The organism is Methanobrevibacter sp., assembly GCF_017410345.1.
Lineage (GTDB): Archaea > Methanobacteriota > Methanobacteria > Methanobacteriales > Methanobacteriaceae > Methanobrevibacter.
Window position 1 is genome coordinate 132,754 of record NZ_JAFQQZ010000045.1, and the last position, 21,288, is coordinate 154,041.

Below are 21,288 nucleotides of genomic sequence, written 5' to 3' on the forward strand. Positions count from 1 at the left end.
TGACATCAGAAAAATATAAAATGATTTATATATTATGATATAGATATAATTATGTGGATACTAAAAATCATATAAAAATGATATTATCATAATTACAATATTAATTAATTCAAAGATTAATTAATTCATTATTAATTACATTATTACAATTATTATTAAAATTAAAGACTTAAGGTGAAAGGAATATAGATTATTATTAACTAAATTAAACTAATTATCATTAAATAAATTCAGAATAAATTTTTACTTTATTAAACGATTTACATTAGTTATAAGATAAAAAAACAATTATTCATTGAGTTATTTGAATTAGCTTATTATTAAACTACTTTTACCAATTATTGAAATCAATAGTATTTAATCAAATCTTTATTGAATATTAGAATCAAAATAGGCCTGAATTAAAAGGGAAATTTTAATTCCGCTTATGGATTTAAATAATTTTCTTTAAATTTTAATCTATAAATATCTTTTTTTATATGAATTTATCAATAGAACTTACTGCATATTCAATAAGCCAAATAGCTGTTAAATATCAAGAAATTCTATAAATTAGTATCTGATTTTATCAATTAATTTATTAAAATTAATTAATCAATTTATTACAGATTACAGTATAATTTAAAAATTATAATCAATTATGAATTAACAGTTTATTAATTAAAATTAATTATAATTAAGCTAGTAGTAAAATTGTTATTGTGCTAAATCTTAATTAGAATAATTAATTTTAAATCATTATACAAGCATACAAGTTTTAATTAAACTAAAAAATGAGGTATTATTAATTATAAAATGTTTAAAACTGATAAAAGAAACAAATGATTATTCATAGGTTTATGGATAAGATCAATCAAAGGTTTTAAATTATCATGATGGATAAGATAAAATATTTTAGATATTTTAAATTATCATGAAGATATTGGTTATGATAACAATTCTACGATAAACTAGCCTTAAATTATCCTATTGAAAAGCTCAAAGGAGGCTTATTATGGGAAAAGGTGTAGAATTAACTACAACTAAATATCTTATTCACGCTCAAATCAATGCAAACGGAATCGTAGAAAAGCCTGATGTGGTTGGTGCGGTTTTCGGACAGACTGAAGATCTCTTAAGCAACGATTTAGACTTAAGGGAGCTTCAAAGAACTGGAAGAATAGGAAGAATCCAAGTTATCATTCACTCAAATGGCGGACGTGCAAAAGGAGAAATCGTAATTCCGTCCAGTTTGGATAGAATTGAAACTGCCATCCTTGCAGCATCCTTGGAAACCATTAACCGTGTAGGTCCTTGTGAAGCTTCCATTGAAGTTCTTAGAGTTGAAGACGTAAGAGCTGTGAAAAGACAACAAGTTATCAATCGTGCAAAAGAAATCTATATGGGCATGATGGAAACTGTCTCTCCAGAAAGCATGAAAATGATTGAGGAAATCAGGGAATCAATGAGAGTTCATGAAATTTCCGAATTCGGAGAGGAAAGACTTCCTGCAGGTCCAAATGTACATACTTCCGATGCAATCATCGTTGTTGAAGGAAGGAATGATGTTTTAAATTTATTAAAATACGGAATTAAAAACACTGTCGCAGTTGAAGGAGTCAATATCCCTACCAGTGTAGCTGAATTGACCAAAAAAAGAACTGTAACTGCATTTGTTGACGGTGACCGTGGCGGAGAACTGATCTTAAAAGAACTCCTGCAAGTTGGAGATGTGGACTACATCACAAGAGCTCCAAGAGGTAAGGAAGTTGAAGACCTTGAAAAAGAAGAAGTCTTGATTGCTTTAAGAGACAAAGCTCCTACTGAACAGGTTATCAACAATCTTGATTTCAATTTAGACACCCAAACAAGAGGGTCTAAAAATAAAATCAACAGAACCGGTGACAGAAGAGCAAAAAACTTAAACAAGTCAGACAAGTTCCACGGAAACAAAAACGGCAGAAGCGACCGCAAAGACAAATTCGATAGAAAAGACAGAAAGAATGGGAGAAGCGATCGCAGAGGAAAAGACAGAAATTCCAGAGGCCGCAGAGACAGAAACAGTGACAGAATTCAAGATAGCAGAATCCAATTATTGAAGAACATGCTTAAAGATCTGGAAGGAACTGGAAACAGTGAAATCTACGATGATTCTTTAAATTTAATAAAGGAAACTAATGTTGAAACCCTTTATGAGGATTTAAAACAGGACAATCCAGATGCAGACACCGTCATTTTCGATGGTGTAATCAGCCAAAGATTGGTTGACATCGCATACTCCAAAGGAATCAAGACATTGGTTGCTTTCAAATCAAGCAGAGTAATCAAAAGACCTGACAAGCTCAGATTAGTTACTTTAAACTAGATTTGCTATTTTGGACAATTCCAAATTAAAATAGAAATAAATTATTTTATTTCTATTACTTTTTCTTTTTTTATTTTACAATTTTATCATAATTCCATTTTCTCACTTATGTGCTATTTTTTGAAGTTTTTTAAAAATCTTTAAATAAAACTAGGAATATATTAAGGTATAACGAAGTAAATATTAGCAAATATTTGTAAATATTAATTTGAAAATTATTTGAATTTTTATCCTAATTTTAGATTAATGGGTTTGGGAAAATCTAAAGAAGGAATTTATATGAATCTTTTTACAGAGCAATTGAACCTATCAAATGAACCGATTCCACAGGCTCCAATAAAACTGCCTGTTTTAGATGAAAATGGAGAGAAGAAGCATTTGATGGAAGTTTTTGATTTTGAAAGCATGCTCGAGGACTATCTGATTGAACTTGAAATCAGGAACTATTCGGAAAACACCATAAAGACATACAGCTCCATCATCCACAACCTGATTAATTATATGAGAAAGGAAGAGAACCTATATGATGGAAAAAGATTCCTGGCCAGTTTCAGAAAGTACATCCGTGACTTGAAAAGGGACAAGTACCTTACCCAGAATTACATTTACCTGACTACAGTCGTTTCCAAGAAATTCCTAGAATTCAATGACATCCATTTTCTGGAGGACATCAAGAATCCGAAGAGGACAAAGTCACTTCCCAAATCATTGAATGAAAAGGAAGTCAGGGATTTGATAGAGGCTGTGGAAATCAAGGAGAATGACACTCCCTTCAAGCAGAAGTCAAAAAGAAGGGACAAGGTAATATTGACCTTACTCTATTCCACAGGTCTTCGTATTTCAGAACTTGTAAAGCTATTGAAGAGAGACATTGACTTTGACGAGAGAACCATTAGAGTCAGAGGTAAGGGGGACAAGGACAGAATCGTTCTTTTTGATGAGAATACAAAAAGGCTTCTGACTGAATATCTTGAACTGGACAAGCATGAGAGCGAATACATCTTTGTGAATAAGAATGGAAACATGCTCACTCCAAGATACGTTCAGATGATGATAAAGAAGTATGCGGATGAAGCGGGAATCAGAAAGAAGGTTACCCCTCACGTCTTAAGACACTCATTTGCAACACATCTGTTGAAAAATGGGGTGGACATCCGAGTGATTCAACAATTGCTTGGACATTCAAGCCTTTCAACCACTCAAATCTATACAAGTGTGGATATGGATACAATCAAATCAGTATATGATCAGGCAAGAGAACAGGAAAATCAATTATAGACAAACATTTTTTAATATAATCATAATTATGGGATGAATAATATGGAGAATTTGCTTCTTATGGGAATTGACACAAGACCAATGGTTAATTCTGCACTGAAACTGGATTACAGAACATTTTCCATCAGCTATTTTAAGACTGTAGACTTCAAGATGCCTTATAGTGAAAAACATGTATTAAATCAGGAAAGTATCATATCCTGTGGAAGATTTGAAGATAATTATTCACCTTCAAAACTTTTTGAATTATTTGAAGATTTATTGCATGAAAATGATAATGATGAAAATCATAAAAAGTATGATATCGATAAGATTGTACTCACCACCGGACTTAATGTCAATGACTTCAGTGGAAAATTCAAAAAGTATAGAAAAATTGTTCGTGGCAATAAGAACACTGAAAATGTTGAGAATAAATTCAAGTTTTACAATAAGTTGAAAAACAAATTTAACGTTCCTCTCACATTTCAACCAGTTGATGTAGGGGAACTTAATGAAATTTTACAACAACACATCAACAATCAATTTATTTTAAAACCCATTCAAGGAAGTGGGGGTTTGGGAATTTTTCTGCTAAATAATGAAAGTTGTGGTGAATTAAAACAAGTGGATGAAATTTGTCAAAATATTTCCCTTGAAAACTATATACTTCAGGAATATATTGAAGGAACCAATGTGTCATCATCAGTACTGTCAAGTCATGATGATAGAAAAAATATTATCAATTCAAGATTGATCACCGAACATGACTTATGCAATGATTCATATGAATATTCTGGAAACATTTTACCATTGAATGAAAATAGCTTTAAGATGTTTAATGACAATCGAACAATTAATGGCATAAATATTGATGAGCTAAATGATGAGATGAAAAACATATCCGAAGATTTGATGAAGGAATTTGGTCTTGTCGGATCAAATGGTGTTGACTACATCTTGGATAATGATGGTGAATTAAAGATCATTGAAATCAATCCAAGATTCCAGGGAACATATGAATTGGTGGAAAATGTGCTTGGCATAAATCTTTTGGATGCACATATCAAAGCATGTGAAGGGGAAATGATTGATATTCCGAATCCAAATCAATATTCAGTAAAGAAAATCATTTATGCTAGAAAACAAGTGGATATCGGCAACTTGAACATTCCTAACGTTTATGATATCCCTTATCAAGGAGTAAAAATAGAAAAAGACCAGCCAATGGTAACCCTTATCAGTTCAAATAAGGATTTGGAAACAGCATTGAATGATATAAAAATAGCTGAAGAAGAAGTTTATAGGAATATTGATTAAAAAATTAATGATTGGCAAAAATAGAAGAATAAGAAAATAAAAATAATATCTGATTCAATCAAAAGTGGATAACTCCAACTAAAATCAAAATAAAAATGATTGTGCCTATGACCATCAGGAAGGTAGTCATGATCATAACACCCGTAATGCCCATGAACAATTTTGCCTTATTGTCAGGATCTTTTAAAAATTGATGAATTGGGTCTCTTTTCATTATTTCACCATTCAAATCTAAGTTTATTAAATACAATATAATATATTAAAAAAGAACTTATTAAATTTTACTTAAAAAACTTTTTTTTAAAAACATAAAAGATTATAAAATAATATAAAAATAGACATTAAAGATATAACAGTGTTATAATTATCCTCTAAAAAAATTGATAGTCCCGAGCGGAGTCGAACCGCCGTCTCCGGGTCCAAAGCCTAGAAGGATTACCACTACCCCACGGGACTATACAACATAATTACTTTGTTAAACATAATATATAAAGTTAACTAATATTTGAAATTGAAAATTTTTTTTAGATTGATTAAACTGATTAAAAAACTATTTAAGCACTCTATGATAAAGATAATTGTATGAGTTTGACAATGGAAATACTGAATTTGCCAATGAATATTCTTATAGGAAATGTGATTTCGTTAATTGCTGGAATCTTTATCATGATCAGTTTGGTTGTAAACGATGATAAAAAGGCATATAAATTTCAGTTTTTGAATACCAGCACATTGGTGATCGCTTCATTTTTCTTTAATTCGGTAGTTGGTGCGGTTGTTTTGGCAATAGCATCACTGAGACTTCTTTTAGTAATTAAAGACAGATTTACAATGAGATGGGCTGTGATTACTCTTGTTCTATCAATAGCTATCGGCCTTGCTGTAAATGAATTGGGAGTGGTTGGCCTGATTCCAATTGTTGCTGTAACCCAAATTACAATATGCAATTATGCATATAAGGAGATCAGATGGATCAAGCTTAGCCTTATCATAAATGAAGCATTTTACATATTTTACTTCTATCTTGTATTCGATTTCGTATCAACATTTGTGCAAATCGTTACTGTAGCAATAGGTTGCGTTTCATATATTAAATTAGTTCATGATAGAAATTCAATGGTTCCTGCAGCTTAATCATTCCATTGCGGGAATTAAATTTACTTTTTTTAATGATAATTTATCAAATTTAATTAATCAAATAATAAATTAAAATAATCAATCCACTCTTTTTAAGAATTAAAATAAGTTAAAATAGTTTAGAAATAGCTAAAAAATTGATTAAAATAGATTAGAATAACAAAAATAGTTAAAAATAATAAAAAAAGATTAAAAACAATATAATTTAAAATAAAAAAATAATGGAAATAATAAAATTAAGATATAAATACTATCCTACTTCAACAATTGAAATATGAATGTATTTAATCCAAATTTTAATTATTCGTTTTGAGCTGCTTTTAATTGAGCTTTTGCTAAAGCTTCTGCTTCGTTTTTCTCGATTGTAGATCTGATCATCTTCATTCTTACGAAGTTTTCCCTTTCCATCTCTTCAAGTTTCATATTGATTGACTTGATTGTAGCTTGGAATCTAGGAATCATAATGTGCTCAAGAGAGTTTACTCTACGCTTGGTAGCTTCAATCTCATCAGCCAAAAGATAGATGGTCTTTTCGATTTCTCCCAATTCAATGATGTATTTCAAAGCGGTCTCGAATTTCTTAGCCGCTTCGTCCAATTGAATGGAAGTGTCGGATAAACCGTATCCTCTGTCAACTAAAGTTCTTGATTCCATTTCCATATCTGCGATAGGTACGGAAACTCCCATAATACTTCTTGAAGAAATGTCTACTTTAACAGATTCTTTAACAGATAAAGCTGCCCTTTGAACAGCCAAGTCACCCATTGTAATTTGAGCTTCGGTAAGTGCTTCGTAAGCTTGAGATAAATTAAGCTCAGCGTTTTCCCTTGCACCTTTAACTCTATCCAAGATGTCGAAGAACTCCTTAATCAAAGCGTCCCTTTTCTGTTTTAACAGACTGTGACCTTTGACTGCAAGTTTTTCCCTATCTTTAAGAGCCAATAGCTCCATACGGGTTGGGTTAATACCGTCAAGTATTTCTTCTGCCATACTATCCTCCTAAAAGATAATATTCCTAATGAATAACTTAAATTCTGATGAATTTAGAAAATATTAGACTTATTCTGGGTAATATTTTTCAATAAATTCATCTTTTACTCTTTTAAGTTCAGTCTTAGGCAATATGGTTAATAATTTCCAACCAAGATCTAAAGTTTCTACAATACTTCTGTCTTCGTCTTTAGCTTGAGTGATGAACTCATCTTCGAAAGCTTGAGCAAATGCCAAGAAACTTTGGTCCCTTTCAGTAAGAGCATCTTCCCCTACTACTGCAACCAAGTCTCTTAAGTTACGTCCTTCTGCGTAAGCGGAATAAAGCTGGTCAGATACACCACTGTGGTCATCACGAGTTTTGTCTCCACCGATACCACCACTCATCAAACGAGATAAGGATGGAAGTACGTCTACAGGTGGGTAAATACCTTTCCTGTGAATATCCCTACTGAGTACGATTTGTCCTTCAGTAATATATCCGGTTAAGTCAGGAATTGGGTGAGTAATATCGTCTTGAGGCATAACCAATATAGGCATCTGAGTAATTGAACCGTCTTTACCTGCAATACGTCCTGCACGTTCGTAAATACCGGCTAAGTCAGTGTACATGTAACCAGGGTAACCTCTACGACCAGGTACTTCGTCCCTAGCTGCGGAAATTTCCCTTAATGCTTCACAGTAGTTGGATAAGTCAGTGAGGATAACCAATACGTGCATACCAAGTTCAAATGCCATGTATTCAGCAGTTGTGAGTGCCATCTTAGGAGTAAGAATCCTTTCAATAGCAGGGTCGTCTGCCAAGTTCATGAATACAGTTACCTTTTCCAATGCTCCAGTTCTTTCAAAGTCTCTCATAAAGAAGTTTGCTTCTTCGTGAGTAATACCCATAGCAGCAAAAATTACTGCAAACTCGTCATCGGAACCTACTACTTTAGCTTGTCTTGCAATTTGAGCAGCTAAGTCGTTGTGTGGTAAACCGGATCCTGAAAAGATAGGTAACTTTTGTCCTCTTACCAAAGTGTTCATTCCATCAATAGTGGAAATACCGGTTTGGATAAACTCTGCAGGGAATTCTCTTGATGCAGGGTTCATTGGGTTACCGTTAATATCCAATTCCTTTTCTGGGATGATTTCTGGACCACCGTCAATAGGTTTACCAGTACCGTCGAAGATACGACCCATCATGTCTTTTGAAACACCGATTTTAGCGGTTTCACCAGTAAATCTTACTTTGGTGTTCAAGGTGTTTAAGTCAGTAGTACCTTCGAATACTTGAACAACAGCAACATCATCTTTAACTTCTAATACTTGTCCTCTTCTGTGTTCACCGGTAGGAGCTTCAATTTCTACGATTTCGTTATAAGCTACACCTTCAACACCTTCTACTACCATCAAAGGACCAGAAACTTCAGAAACTGTTGTATATTCTCTTGTTTTAATATCAGCATTCATTTTTATACCTCAGCACATTGTGTTACAACTTTTTCTTGAATTTCTTTGATTCTTGCTTCAAATTCATCTTCTGGGATGTATTTCATTCTAGCAATGTCCTCTTTAACAGTTAAAGCTGCAATATCCTTTACATCTGCACCACGTTCTACAGCACCACTTGCTGCTTCGTGGAATTTAAGAATGGTTGCTAACATACCTGCTTGTTTGGATGGAGAACAGTAAGTGTCTACATCGTCGTATGCGTTTTGCTGCAAGAAGTCTTCTCTTAACATACGGGTGGTTTCGAGTACAACTTGTTCAGAATCTGGCAATGCGTCAGGACCTACTAACTGTACAATTTCTTCAAGCTCGGATTCTTTTTGTAATAATACCATAGCTTGGTCCCTGTTTGCTCTCCATTCATCTGAAGCGTTTTCTTGCCACCAGTTGGTAATACTTTCTACGTATAAAGAGTAACTTTGTAGCCAGTTAATGGAAGGGAAGTGACGTTTATCTGCAAGAGATGCGTCCAATGCCCAAAATACTTTACAGATACGTAAGGTGTTCTGGGTAACCGGTTCGGATAAGTCCCCACCAGGAGGTGATACCGCACCTACTACAGTAACGGAAGATTCCTTAGGATCTTGACCAAGGGTGATAACCCTTCCAGCTCTTTCGTAGAACTGTGCAAGTCTGGATGCTAAGTATGCTGGGTAACCTTCTTCCCCAGGCATTTCTTCCAATCTTCCTGAAATCTCCCTCATAGCTTCTGCCCATCTGGAAGTTGAGTCTGCCATGAGCGCTACGTCGTAACCTTGGTCACGGAAGTATTCAGCAATAGTAATACCAGTGTATACACATGCTTCACGAGCTGCTACTGGCATGTTGGAAGTGTTTGCAATAAGAACGGTTCTGTCCATGATTGGATTTCCGGTCTTAGGGTCAGTAAGGAATGGGAACTCGGTAAGTACCTCAGTCATTTCGTTTCCACGTTCTCCACATCCAATATATACCACAATATCTGCGTCTGCCCATTTAGCTAATTGCTGTTGGGTAACAGTCTTACCTGAACCGAAAGGACCAGGAATAGCTGCTGCTCCTCCTTTAGCTAAACAGAAGAAAGTGTCTTGTGCTCTTTGACCGGTAATAAGTGGAATGTCCGGATCCAATTTTTCTTGGTATGGACGACCTTTACGTACAGGCCATTTTTGCAACATTTGAATTTCTTCAATTCCATCATCGGTTTCTACTTCTGCAATAGTTTCAAGTACTGTGTATTCTGCTTGTGCAGCAATAGACTTAATGGTACCTTCAATCATTGGTGGAACCATAATTTTTTGAACAACTGCAGATGTTTCTTGTACTTGTCCGAGTACATCTCCACCAGTGACTTTGTCTCCTACTTTAGCGATAGGTTCGAAAGTCCATTTTTTCTCTTTGTCAATAGAGTCCACATCAATACCTCTAGCGATGTAATCACCAGAAATACCTTTGATGACTTCTAAAGGTCTTTGAATTCCATCAAAAATGGAACCCATTACACCAGGTCCAAGTTCTACAGACAATGGACCTCCAGTACTTTCCACTTTCTCACCAGGTTTTACCCCAGCGGTTTCTTCATAAACTTGAATGGTAGCGGTGTCACCTTCGAGCTCAATAATCTCTCCGATAAGCTTAGCGTCACCTACTCTTACCACTTCATACATTTGAGTTCCTCTCATCCCATCTGCGACGATAACAGGACCTGCAATTTTAATAATATTTCCTTCATTAATCATTTAACCATCTCTACCCCGATAACTCTCTTAATAAGAGCTGCCATTTGATCGGCACCGCCTTCAGATGAACCAGACTTATCTGGTATCTCAATAACCATTGGTAACACATCAGAACCAAGACGTTTATTAATATGTTCTCTTATGTTATCAGCTATCTTTTGTGTAATTATAATAATTGAAATTTCATCGTTCAATAACTCATCAAGAGCATTTTTAGCTTCTTCATCATTATTTACAATAATACCTTTTTTAACTCCACCAAGTTTAAAACCAGTGACAGTATCGATATCTCCGATTATAGCGACATCACTCATACTAACATCTCCCTAATTTTAGATATTGGGAAGTCTTCTTCTCTTTTAGCTCTTGCAATGACTTTCAAGTTTTTGACTTCAACCTCTTTTTGAGACAAGAATCCAATTATAGGTCCAATGCCTAAAGGCTTTTTCATGGAATAGGATTTTGCAGAGTCGACTAAAAACTTGTCTAAAGCCTTTTCAAAGAGAGCTACAGATCCAGTTTCATTGTATTCCGGAAGTACATCAGTAAGCACATCAGAGTATTTGGTTCCTTCCAAAGAGGAAATAACTCCAGTGACATCTTCTGCTTCCATAAGATCTTTAAGCTTCCATTCTCTTAATTGATATCCACTATCAATCATGTAAGGACTGATAGCATCATAATCTAATCCATCAACTTTTGCTCTTAATATTAATTTAATGTTAGCTACGTCAACTTGATTTCCAACATATGAATAGAGAATTTGCTTGTTCTCATCAGATGGTGTTTCTGAGGAAGCAAGGAGCTTGTCCAAATAATATTTGTCCAATGCGGATTCTAAAGGAAGGACCATGTTTGTCTTTTCATATTCAGGAAGCACTTCTTCTAAAATCGGCGCATACTCAGTTCCATCCAATCCTGCAACAACATCGGTTACAGTGTCAGCATCACTTAAACGTTGTAAATCTTCGTATAAGGAACCTGTAGGAATTAAAAGTTCTTCAGTAGCCTCTTTGCTTAATCCTGCCTCTTTGGCAGTGAGCAAGCTTTTAATATTAGCAATGTCAGATTTCTTTGCCATCACTTTAAATGAAGATTGAATTTCTTTAGGAGCCATACGTGAAACCAAATCGTAAGTTTCACCAAGTTGAATGTCTAATGCCTTTTCAAGTGTATAATTATCCAAGTATTCAGCATAGTCAGGAGATCCTCTGAGATAGTTGGTAATTTCCTCAACGTTGTTTGCTTCAACAAGTTCGGAAATCTGTTTGTCATCAAACAATCTTCCTTTTCTTGCTCTTACTCTCGCATTAGGATGAAGATATGGATAAACATCTAAAATTGGTCTAGTTGCAACAATTACAATAATTGCACCAATAACTACAAATGCTAAAAGAACTATTGCTAAAAATGCCTCATTGGAAAGTCCTAAGGAACTTATGATTGTAGCAATTTCATCAGCCATAATTCATCTCTCCTAATCAAATAAAGTTTTTGCAACTTCTGAACGTAATGATTTCTTAAATCTTAACATTCTAGATTCAATAGTGTTATTAACTTGAATTTCACCATTTCTAGTTCTTAATATAGCTCCACCAATAGTGTCGATAGGTTCACCAATCTCTAAGGTAGTGTCAACATCAGTTTCAAGGGAAACTTCTGTAGCGATTAAATTAAGGTCAGAAGGTTCTTCACGTTTGATTAAAGCTTTGATCAAACCTATGATAGTGTCTAATTTATCGCTGACTTTAGGAATGTCATCCTCTTTCAATAAGACGATTAAGTCTCCACCACCAATCTCTACAGCTGCTTCTTTAATCATTTCAACTAAAGCATCAACATATTCTGGGTCATTGGTATTTGCCATATTTGTCAAATCTTCAGTAGCTTTATTGAAAGCTTCTTCGATTACTTCTTCTTTTGCCCCTAATTCTGCCCTACGAGCATTCATTTTAGCTTCAGAAATAATTTGTTGATATCTCATTTCCGCTTGCTTTGCGGCATCTTCTGAGATCTTAACTTTTGTAGCTTCAGCTCTTTTTTCACCATCAGCTAAAATGGCATCAACTTTCACTTGAGCTTCACTTTTATTTGCATCAGCTTTTGCTTGAGCATCGGACATTATGTTAGAGACAATTTTGTCTGCTCCAGAGCTCATATAACTGACCTCCTTAACCTAATATTCCACCGAATACCATAAGTAAGATAGCAATCAAGAAACCGTAAATAGCTTGAGTTTCTGGTAATGCAGAGAAGATAATACCTCTTGCGAACATGTCAGTATCTTCAACGATAGCGCCAACAGAGGAAGCTGCTGCCATACCTTGTCCCATACCGGAACCTAAACCTGCAAATCCGATAGATGCACCTACACCGATAGCTACAATACCTGCAGTAGTGGACAAGCCTTCTCCTCCACCTAATAATCCTGAGAATACAAGTAATAAAATAGCAATCAAGAATCCATAAATAGCCTGAGTTTCTGGTAATGCAGAGAAAATAATACCTCTTGCAAACATGTCGTTATCTTCTGCTACAGCTCCAACAGATCCAGCTGCTGCCATACCTTGTCCTAAACCGGAACCTAAACCAGCAAAACCAATTGCCACACCAGCACCAATAGCTGCTAAAGCAGTACCTAAAGCAATTTCTACCATATAATATATCTCCTTAAATTAATTGTTTAAATAAATTGTAAAATATAAGTTTCTTATATTTCAAACAGAACGCAAAGTTCTTGATAAAAGAACATCATTTTATAATAATTGTCATTTTGACATTTTTATAAGCATAAAGTTCTTGAATTTTTCAATTATGAATCTTCATAATCTGCCTTAAATATAAAATCACATTTCCAATAATTTCAATTTAAGTGTTGAATTATAAAACTATAAATTTAAATTTTGATTATTTTTTGACTTTTGTAAATTGTCTTTTAGCTTTAAAAGCTTCGAATGAATGTTTTCCACCCATATAGAATTGAGCAAAGAACTCTACATAGTTAAGACGCAAAGCGTTAACACCAGCACCTAACACTTGGAAAAGGAAGTTAGCGATATGTCCACCAATGAAGATGATAACAGCTAAAACAATTCCGACAAACGGAATCATATCATTTACCATATTGGTCAGGATGTTTACAGTCATTGCAATACCACCAGTAGCTAAACAGAGAGCCAATAGACGAGCATATGAAAGTACATCACCCATGAAACCGAATACATCCATAAGTCCGAATGCACCGTTTGTCCAGAAGAGTATACCAAGAGCAGCAATAATCAATACTGCACCTAATGCCATACCAATCATTCCAAATGTTGGGAATATGAATCCTAAGATCAATAAGATGATACCGAGCTCAAATATGAACCATACGATTTGAGAACCGAGAGCCTCTTTCTTATCGCCATATCTTATATTGTCGATTGCACCTAATATGAAACCGATGTTAGTATAGATTACACCGATTACAATAGCAATCACCAAGATAGTAGCCGGATATTTGAATGCATTGATGGAATCAATAACTGTAGGAAGAGCAGGACCCCAACCTAATATTCTGGTCCAGAAGTCACCAAGCATACCGTTGGTAAACAGACCTAGAATAATGGACCATATACCACTTGCGATGATGATCAATCCACCATCATGCATGGTTCTGTTGACTTTACCCATTCCTCTGTATAGGATGAATCCAATGATTGCAACCAAAAGACCGTATCCTGCATCGGTTAAACAGAAACCGAAGAAGAAAGGATAAGTTAAAGCTACAAATAATGTAGGGTCTATCTCATTGTATTTTAGAGGGGAATACATTTCAACTAATAATTCATAAGGTTTTGCATATGCATTGTTTTGCTGTAAAACAGGAACGTCTTCTGAATTGTCTGGAACCTCTTCGACTTCCATGATTGCATGGCCTTCAGTAGCGGTCTCAATAATGCTTTGAGCCTTTTCTACGTCCTTTTCAGGAACCCATGCCTCGAAGACATATGTTTTGTCAGTTTCAGCGAAACCAGCGAAAACCTCATTCTTATCTTTCTCATTTTCCAATTGTTCTTTTAAAGCAAGAACTTCATCATCCCATTTTTCAGCTACAACTTTCAATTCAGCTTTAGCTTGGGATCTTTCACTTTCGATAGCTTGGAGCCTGGATTCAGAAGTGGAAATAAGACTTTCTGGTCTTCCTTCTAAACCTTCAGTTTCAAACTTCTCGAATTCATTTTTCCTAAGTAAGGTATAGATATCATCCTTATACTCATTAGCAACGACGACAACCATGATATAAGATTCTTTATCCTCGTCCGGAACTAATTCATAGAAGAGATCATCTGTAATCTTACTGTATTCATCTTTGAATTTCTGAGCTGACTCAGCAGTGATCCTACCAACAATGGTAGAAGTGTACTTGGAATCACTTAACAGACCTAAATCCATATCCAAAGGTTTTAGCTTTTCGGCCAAATCCTTATTTGATTCCAGCTTACTCTCTTCACTGTCTAGTGCGGCTAACTTATTTTCAATACCTTTTGTTTCACCTTCAACCAGGCTTAGTGTTGATTCTGCATAAGCTATCAAGCTTTCAGTATCAACATCTTCGACTTCTTTAGGAACTGGAAGATCGGGACTGATAAAAGACATTATCAGCTCTTTCATACTTTGATCTTCAGACAAGGCATCTCCCAATAGATCGGAAATACCACTTGTCTTCATGAGAAGTGAAGAAAGCTTACCTGTGTGGGGTGTAACTTTTGAAGGTTTCAAAAGTTCTGCTAGCTTAGGATCTTGCTGAATACGTTCAGAAATATCATTTATTTGGACAATACCCTCGTCGTGAAGTGCACTGACCGTAGGACCAGCGTATTTGTCCAAAGTTATAACATTAAGCTTACGCATTCTCGCAGTTCTAAACATTATCTCACACTATAAAATATTTTTAACAATAATTGAAGCAGCTTCATCTATATTTCCTCTTGCAGCGTTCTTGATGTTTTCAACATCTTTTTCTGCTTGGGAACTTATAGCTTCAGCTTCTTTCTTTGCATTTTCTTCTGCATTAAAAACAGTAGATTGAGCTTCTTCGCTAGCTTCATTCTTAGCAAGTTCAATCATTTCATTAGCTTTAACAGTAGCCTCATCAATCATAGCTTTTGCATCGACTGTTGATTGTTCTACTAAGGAATCAGCATCGCTTTCAGCTTTTTTTATTTGGGTAATAGCTTCTGATATCCCTGCCATAATAAATCACCATGGTATATTAATATCTATTTTTGTTAATATATATATTTTATTAAAATATTGTTATAATATAATATATAAGGAAAATTTTAATGAAAGTGAAAAATGAAATTTCCATATTAAATTTTAACAATCTTAAAATAAAAAATTGAAATAAATAAAAAAAAGATTTAAGAAAATAGAAGGTCTTAGAATTAATAAAAATTAAAATAAAAGTATTATAATAAAGATTTTAAAAATTATAAAAAATAGCTTTCATGAAAAAATCTTGAAATTTCATGAAAAGAAAAACAGTTAAAATTTTTAAAAAATGAATCAAATAAAAATAGAATAAAAAATGAAAAATAAATTAATTAAATAAATAAATTAATTAAAAATTTTTAAATCAATTAAAAAAAAAAAATAATAAATAAATTAAAAAATAATAAATTTAAAAAAAATAAATAAAAATGATTAAGATTATTTGTGGAATAATCTTAAAAATGATCTAGGTAATTTTCCAAGGTATGCTGCAACAGCTATTGCAACCAATATAATACCAAATAATATGAAAATAAGGTTATATGGCATCATTAGGAATGTAATACCTACCAAAAGGAAAATCAAACCATCGATAAGAATTGCTGCTTTAGTCCAGCTTGGTTCAAAAACAGATAAAGCAAGTGTCCACCCAACTACAACAAGCACAACAGTTGAAGCTATGACATCGTAAGTCACTGGATTTGCATCAGCATAATTCCATAATCCCAAAATCATTAAAACAGCTGAAAAAGCCAATAAAATAATAGATTTTTTTGTAAATCTCATGATATCCTCTTTAATTTTGATTACTTCTTAATTAATATTTTGATTAATATTTATGATTAATATTTATGATTAATTTTTATGTTAAATTTTTTATTTGTATATGACTAATTCATCAATAGCTTTTCTAGGAGTGTCCCTTGGTTCTGCATTTCCATATCCTAAAGGAGTGAACAATACAGGTTCCCATTCATCATCCAAGTCCAAGAATTCTTTTGCAAGATCCGGTTTGAAGTTTGCAATGAAACAGGTGTTCAATCCAAGGTCTTCAGCTGCAAGAATCATATGAGTCATTACAATGGTTGCATCAATGTCTGCAATGTTCTTATCATCAAATTTTCTAGTCCATGCCTTTTCCTTTGAAGCAACAACACAAAGAACCAAAGGTGCTTCTGTAAACCATTCAGGCGGATAAATGGCATTTAATTCTTCTTTATTCTTTTTAGTGTCAATGACAATTACTTTAAAAGGCTGGAAGTTAACTCCAGTTGGAGCAAGCTGAGCGGATTTCAATATCTTATCCAATTTTTCCTGCTCGACTTCCTTATCTTCAAAACCTCTCATACTGTATCTTTTTTCAATTACATCAAAAAATTCCATTTAAATTACTCCTAAGAGTTGTTTAAAATTATTAAATAAATATAAAATTTATAAATTTTCATCATCTAAACTATCGTTAATGTTTCTATTTTTAAAGCCTTCATAAACGATATCTTCCAAGTCACAGAAACGTCTGAATTTCTCTTCCTCTTCCATTTCCTCATAGGCATGAGCTACAAGTCCCGGCAGTCTTCCAATCATGAAAATGCCTAAACCTAAAGAGCTATCGAAATCCAAATCAGATAAGAGACCTGCATTGACACCATCCACATTCAAGCAAATGCCTTTTCTCTCAAAGAGCATATTCTCTATTGCAAGTGCCAATTTTGTATGATGGCCAATAGCTGACTCTGAAATAGCCAAATCCAGCAATTTAACTGCACGAGGATCCTTATCATGATATCTATGGCCATAACCTGGTATTCTCTTTGATTCGCTTTCGTATTTATCTACAATTTCAATAGCTTTTCCAGCTATTTTCCTATTGACATCCGCTTCATCAGTATCTTCAAGATTCAATGATTCTATGGATTCCTGAAAGAGCTCCATAGCTTTTTCAATAGCTCCTGCATGGTTTTTACCAAAGGACAATAATCCACCAGCAACAGCATTATTGATATTTGCTCCTGAAGATGCAATCAATCTTGCAGACTGTGTGCTTGGAGGGGTTACACCATGATCACAGAATGAAACAAGAATATGATTGAATATTTTAGCTTCCCTCTCATCAGGCAATCTTTCTATAAGAAGAAGAAATACCATCTCTGCAAAGCTGAGATTTTCAATCAAATCCTCTTGATTATAACCTCTTGTAGATAAATGATTAGGCTTTACTTCAGTAATCCTGGTTTTAACCCTTTGCTGAGGAAATTTAAAACCATTTTTACCAGGTTTTTGAGTATCTTTCATAATATTCTCCTTAAATAAGCATCTAAAACATCACTAAATAAATATCATCTTTTCTATTATTTAATTGTATTATAGTTAACTCATATAACTAATATTCAAATCTGCAGACTCTTGGCTCTACAAAGCATGCAGGCCTAACTGCCACTATCCTAACTCCACTTGCTCTTTGAGAACCTATATTTACAAAAGATCCGAGGGCCGTTGTCTTTCCACCAAGTCCCAATGGACCAATATCTGTCTTATTTAATTCTTCACTTATGTATTTTTCAACATCAGACTGCACATTTAAGTTTCCATGAGCCATTGCTCTAAGCATCAATGCATTTGCTTCAAAGTGAGTTCTTCCAACTCCAATAGCTGGAATCGAAGGAGTGCAACCTAACATTGCCAATGACTCCTTCAGCCAATTCAATGCCTCATTGAATACAATGCTTGAGTCTCTTTTATGGAAAACCCTATAAGTTTTAGCCCTTATTTCAGGACCTCCACCTTCCAACAGGATGGTAATCTTTATCTTATCATCATCTACACCAATCAGTCTTCCATAAGTGGATTCATCCTTCTCTTCAATTAAAAAGGATGCAGGCTTCATCATATTGGACTCTTTGTATAAACCTTGTGATTGCTCAATACGTTCCATATCATTTCCTTTAACTGCCATTGGCCTTCCAGGAAGATTGTCCAAACCTTGTGCAATGCCAACATTGATATCATTAAAAAATCCTTTAGGAATTTCCCTTTCCTTTCCTATTTCAATCAAGACATGTGGAATTCCTGTATCATCACATAAAGGAAGCTTCTTTTCCTTGGCAACCTTAAAGTTTTCAATCATTTGTTCCAAAGCCCAAACTGCATTCTCATTATTCAGCTCTTTTTCCAATTTTAGAGCATTTTCATAGGCAGCCAATCTGTCTTCACTATATGAACTGCCTGCACTAATAACTGCATTTTGAACTTTTTCAATTAAATCCATATGAATAACCTAGTAAATTCTAAAAAATAATTAATAAGCTAAAAAAAATAATTAAATTAAAAAAATTATAATTTGCTCATAATAGCTTCAGGATAATGTCTTTCAATCAAATCCCTAATTAGAGCTACCTGTTTAGCCCTTTGTCTAGCCTCTTTTTCAGTTGTGTCCCAACTGTGATGCTTTGCAACAGATCCCCCAGTCTTTAAGTACACTGGACTTGCCACCTTAATCATTTCAGGAACTTCATAATGACGAATGAATCCTCCTGTAGACTTAGGATTTTCTGTATGAATATCAATAGGAATATCAATTGCATCTCTCAATGATGCCAACATTGGAATCTGAAGGTCTCTTACTGGATTTAAGGAATTCAAGCCAATTGATTCAAATAGTTTAGCAGCTGCTGGATTGGAACATCCTGCATGAGCAGACAATTTGAATAATAGATCCTTTGGCAAGTCTCCTGCATCTCTCATTTTGGAAAGTGCAAATAACAATCCTTCATCGTATAATAGGATTCCTCTAACTCCTAAATCAACTGCTCTTTTAACATCTTCAATAGCATAAACGAGGTTATTGTAACCTCTTAATCTGTATCCTATACGCTTTCCCTCTTCTGTTTGAACAGTAGCGCTTGTATCATAAGGAGCTCTTGGGCCAACTGCCAGGAACAATTGAATATTTGCTTCACGGGCCAAATCAACCATAGCAGATATTTCATCATCCAATAAGAACATGATTCCTTTGGTTTGAGTAGCTCTGTGAATTGTTAAATTATAATCATTGCATGCATTTAAGAGAGATTCAAGTGCAGAAGGACCTTGTATTCCCGGAACTTCAAACCTGTATTGTCCCCCATCTTCAAATCTCTTAGTTGAGATGTAATCATCATGCAATTCATTGATTCCCAATTTTTCTAATGATTTTTTAGTTTCATCCATCATAAAAATCACTTTGGTAAAAATAATTAATAATCGATAGTAAATAAGTATAATTAATCTATAAATCTAATTTATAAATCTAATTCCTCAAAAACTTCATTGATTGAATAATCTTCCATATATTTAATTATTTGTAATTTATTCATATTAAACTTAGGATTTAAAAGTCTGAATTTCTCTAAGATATCCTCTTTAGATAAAGGATTTTCCACTTCTCCCAATGGATAAAAAGTCATATTTTCTAATGTATTATTCTTATTTAAATTGTCTTTAAATTTAATTATCACTTTAGAAGGCCTTTTATCAGGAGTCAATTGATTTAATTCATCATTTTCATGGATATTGATTTTATTTGCAATATCTTTAATTTTTAAAATCTCATCTTCACTGCTCTCACTAAAAAGACCTTTTTCAAACAAATCATCAATTGAGTCTAAACTTAAGTCATTAGAAACTAAGGAAATAGCCACTGCATAAGGCAAGGATTGCTTTAAGTCCTGAAGATTTTTAGGATTATAATTGTCATGCTCACTTGCTATCTTATAGGTTTCTATATCAATTGAAGAGATATTCTCCAAATTGTCCAAATCTAATTTATTTAATTCATCCTTTAGAATTAATGTTGAATCAATAGCTGAATGGATATGTCTGCAGAATGGATATTTCTTTAAATAAACTTCATTTATGTGGAATTTTTTTAAGTTTATGTCAATGAACTGGGATAATTTCAAAACATCAAAATTGCCATTTTCATCACAATGATCCTCATATAAATCTGAAGCCATAGCTTTAATGAATCCTTCCTTTCCATCAATTAATGATTCTCCACCAGTGAAACCATTTTTGGCAAGATATGCAGATAAGATTCCATTATAAACTGAATTTCCAATATGCAATGATTTCCCCATAGTTCCTGCATGATCTGCTTCAAGAAGACCTGATGATTGGGTAGCGCATAAGCCTAAACAATGCTCTGTTTTTTCCTGATTTAGGTTTAAAAGCTTGGAAGCAACTGCTCCAACTGCAAAGGTTCCTATCGTACCTGAGCTATGGAATCCCTGATTTCTATGATTTGGATTCGCCATCATTCCTAGAACAATAGCTGTTTCATATCCTGCAATAACCGCTTCAAAAAACTCTTCTGAAGTGATATTCAAGTCTAAATTACTATCTGTAGCTAAAGCTAAGATTGTTGAAAAGACAACAGACCCAGGATGCAATTGAGCAAACCTATGGCCATCATCCAAATCAAGGCTATGGGATGCGATTCCATTGATGAACCCTTTACTTAATGAATTGAAATCACCATTATACAATTCATAAATGGTTTTAATGGCTATTTTAGCGTTTTCACTCTCTAAACCTCTTAGATAAACTGCCAAATAATCAATAAAACACAATTTAGCCTTTTCAATAGTTTCTTGAGGAATGTCTTCATAATTTAAATTGACTAAATATTTAGACAATTGATTAATAATCATAATCATATCTTTATAATTACTATATAATAAATTTGTACAATTTAAAAAAAAATAAAGAAAGAAAAAATAAAAAAATTAAAAG

General features: G+C 33.8%; 20 protein-coding genes and 1 tRNA gene. 4 read left to right on the plus strand and 17 right to left on the minus strand.

Translation table 11 applies throughout. The features are described 5' to 3' along the window. The first annotated feature begins 994 nt into the window (after positions 1-994). The 3 genes from dnaG to IJE13_RS06795 all read left to right on the plus strand — a co-directional run bounded on the left by dnaG (position 995) and on the right by IJE13_RS06795 (position 4,921). The gene (dnaG, locus tag IJE13_RS06785; RefSeq protein WP_292778571.1) at positions 995-2,344 is read left to right on the plus strand and encodes a DNA primase DnaG; all 1,350 of its coding nucleotides are present in this window, start codon (positions 995-997) and stop codon (positions 2,342-2,344) included. A gap of 381 nt (positions 2,345-2,725) precedes the next feature. Next, entirely contained in the window at positions 2,726-3,622 is an 897-nt protein-coding gene (gene xerA, locus IJE13_RS06790) for a site-specific tyrosine recombinase/integron integrase (protein ID WP_292778614.1), read from the plus strand. Positions 3,623-3,664: 42 nt separating this feature from the next. After that, complete coding sequence (locus IJE13_RS06795; protein ID WP_292778573.1) at positions 3,665-4,921, plus strand: ATP-grasp domain-containing protein; 1,257 nt, start codon at positions 3,665-3,667, stop codon at positions 4,919-4,921. Between the two features lie 58 nt (positions 4,922-4,979). Here IJE13_RS06795 and IJE13_RS06800 read toward each other — a convergent pair whose 3' ends face one another. Beyond that, positions 4,980-5,135, minus strand: coding sequence for a hypothetical protein (locus IJE13_RS06800; protein WP_292778575.1), 156 nt, complete (start codon positions 5,133-5,135; stop codon positions 4,980-4,982). A 170-nt stretch (positions 5,136-5,305) separates the two neighbouring features. Further along, positions 5,306-5,377: transfer RNA gene (locus tag IJE13_RS06805), tRNA-Gln, on the minus strand. Between the two features lie 126 nt (positions 5,378-5,503). Here IJE13_RS06805 and IJE13_RS06810 point away from each other — a divergent pair. Continuing rightward, positions 5,504-6,055, plus strand: coding sequence for a YgjV family protein (locus IJE13_RS06810; RefSeq protein ID WP_292778577.1), 552 nt, complete (start codon positions 5,504-5,506; stop codon positions 6,053-6,055). A gap of 303 nt (positions 6,056-6,358) precedes the next feature. On the opposite strand, the gene IJE13_RS06815 is transcribed toward IJE13_RS06810, so the two are convergent. From IJE13_RS06815 to IJE13_RS06885, 15 genes are all read right to left on the minus strand, one after another. Next, complete coding sequence (locus IJE13_RS06815; RefSeq protein WP_292778579.1) at positions 6,359-7,048, minus strand: V-type ATP synthase subunit D; 690 nt, start codon at positions 7,046-7,048, stop codon at positions 6,359-6,361. Between the two features lie 69 nt (positions 7,049-7,117). Further along, positions 7,118-8,503 (minus strand): ATP synthase subunit B, encoded by a 1,386-nt coding sequence (locus IJE13_RS06820; protein ID WP_292778581.1) that lies wholly within the window; start codon positions 8,501-8,503, stop codon positions 7,118-7,120. A 2-nt stretch (positions 8,504-8,505) separates the two neighbouring features. Next, positions 8,506-10,260 carry an ATP synthase subunit A gene (locus IJE13_RS06825; protein WP_292778583.1) on the minus strand — a complete coding sequence of 585 codons (1,755 nt, stop codon included), beginning with the start codon at positions 10,258-10,260 and terminating at the stop codon, positions 8,506-8,508. Further along, positions 10,257-10,574 (minus strand): V-type ATP synthase subunit F, encoded by a 318-nt coding sequence (locus IJE13_RS06830; RefSeq protein ID WP_292778585.1) that lies wholly within the window; start codon positions 10,572-10,574, stop codon positions 10,257-10,259. The genes IJE13_RS06825 and IJE13_RS06830 overlap by 4 nt, the downstream gene beginning before the upstream one ends. Beyond that, a complete protein-coding gene (locus IJE13_RS06835; protein ID WP_292778587.1) occupies positions 10,571-11,725 on the minus strand; it encodes a V-type ATP synthase subunit C in 1,155 nt (384 codons plus the stop codon). The genes IJE13_RS06830 and IJE13_RS06835 overlap by 4 nt, the downstream gene beginning before the upstream one ends. 12 nt (positions 11,726-11,737) lie before the next feature. Then, positions 11,738-12,418, minus strand: coding sequence for a V-type proton ATPase subunit E (locus IJE13_RS06840; protein ID WP_292778589.1), 681 nt, complete (start codon positions 12,416-12,418; stop codon positions 11,738-11,740). Between the two features lie 13 nt (positions 12,419-12,431). Then, positions 12,432-12,917, minus strand: coding sequence for a V-type ATP synthase subunit K (locus IJE13_RS06845; RefSeq protein WP_292778590.1), 486 nt, complete (start codon positions 12,915-12,917; stop codon positions 12,432-12,434). Positions 12,918-13,167: 250 nt separating this feature from the next. Next, entirely contained in the window at positions 13,168-15,174 is a 2,007-nt protein-coding gene (locus IJE13_RS06850) for a V-type ATP synthase subunit I (RefSeq protein WP_292778592.1), read from the minus strand. A gap of 9 nt (positions 15,175-15,183) precedes the next feature. Then, entirely contained in the window at positions 15,184-15,498 is a 315-nt protein-coding gene (gene ahaH, locus IJE13_RS06855; protein WP_292778594.1) for an ATP synthase archaeal subunit H, read from the minus strand. Between the two features lie 459 nt (positions 15,499-15,957). Beyond that, positions 15,958-16,248 carry a hypothetical protein gene (locus IJE13_RS06860; protein ID WP_292778596.1) on the minus strand — a complete coding sequence of 97 codons (291 nt, stop codon included), beginning with the start codon at positions 16,246-16,248 and terminating at the stop codon, positions 15,958-15,960. A 147-nt stretch (positions 16,249-16,395) separates the two neighbouring features. Beyond that, on the minus strand, positions 16,396-16,902 hold the full coding sequence (locus IJE13_RS06865; protein WP_292778598.1) for a nitroreductase family protein: 507 nt from the start codon (positions 16,900-16,902) through the stop codon (positions 16,396-16,398). A 48-nt stretch (positions 16,903-16,950) separates the two neighbouring features. Then, positions 16,951-17,811, minus strand: a complete 861-nt coding sequence (locus IJE13_RS06870; RefSeq protein WP_292778600.1) for a citryl-CoA lyase — start codon at positions 17,809-17,811, stop codon at positions 16,951-16,953. An 88-nt stretch (positions 17,812-17,899) separates the two neighbouring features. Beyond that, positions 17,900-18,784: a fumarate hydratase gene (locus IJE13_RS06875; RefSeq protein WP_292778602.1), complete on the minus strand. Its 885-nt coding sequence runs from the start codon at positions 18,782-18,784 to the stop codon at positions 17,900-17,902. A gap of 65 nt (positions 18,785-18,849) precedes the next feature. Further along, positions 18,850-19,725: a peptidase gene (locus IJE13_RS06880; protein ID WP_292778616.1), complete on the minus strand. Its 876-nt coding sequence runs from the start codon at positions 19,723-19,725 to the stop codon at positions 18,850-18,852. 71 nt (positions 19,726-19,796) lie between these two features. Then, entirely contained in the window at positions 19,797-21,206 is a 1,410-nt protein-coding gene (locus tag IJE13_RS06885) for an MmgE/PrpD family protein (RefSeq protein ID WP_292778604.1), read from the minus strand. Positions 21,207-21,288: the final 82 nt, after the last annotated feature.